Origin of the sequence: Marinomonas spartinae (genome assembly GCF_900089775.1) — a bacterium.
GTDB lineage: Bacteria > Pseudomonadota > Gammaproteobacteria > Pseudomonadales > Marinomonadaceae > Marinomonas > Marinomonas spartinae.
This window is the reverse complement of sequence record NZ_FLOB01000040.1, coordinates 1-639: the sequence shown is the minus strand read 5'-3', so window position 1 is coordinate 639 and position 639 is coordinate 1. Positions and strand designations below refer to the sequence as shown.

At 48.0% G+C, this 639-nt stretch carries 1 protein-coding gene; it reads right to left on the bottom strand.

Annotated features, from left to right (window positions below):
* A partial coding sequence (locus MSP8886_RS21805) for a hypothetical protein (RefSeq protein ID WP_139063199.1) occupies positions 1–639 on the bottom strand: 639 nt, incomplete at both ends.

Here is a 639-nt window from a genome sequence, read left to right as displayed (position 1 = left end):
AATACCGTTACCCGCTAAGGTCCCTTGGTTATCGACTTTGTTGGTCTGAATCGTCAATGCGCCACTTTTTGCGAGTAAGGTCCCGCTATTCGTCGTATTCTGGCTGGTGATTTGATTGGTGCCAGCGGCTTCGATAGTCGCCACAGTGTTGGTTAGATCCCCTTGAGTGTTTAATACCAGATTGTTGGCGGCATGAATCAGCGCATTCTCGGCATTCTCTATGCCTTTTTCGATGGTTAACGTCAGATCCCCTGTTGAGAAGAGTTGTGCCGTTTTCGAATGATTATTAAGGGAATCTGCGGTAATAGAGATACCTTTTCCTGCCAGCACGCCTTGATTATCTACTTGGCTGCTCTTCACAGTCAAAGCACCATTTTGTGCTAACACCGTGCCGCTGTTCGTCAGGTTTTGGCTCTTTTCATCTAGCCCATTCACCGCTTCGATGGTGGACGCGGTGTTGGTTAAATCGCCTGTGGCATGCAGTGTCAGATCTTTATCCGCATGAATTAGCGCCCCATCGGTATTGCTTACATCACCAGCGATGGTGACGTCCGCTTTATCCGTTGAGACAATTTGACCGTTCGCTGTGCTGTTATTTAGCGTGTTGGCATTTAAAGCAATACCGTTACCCGCTAAGGT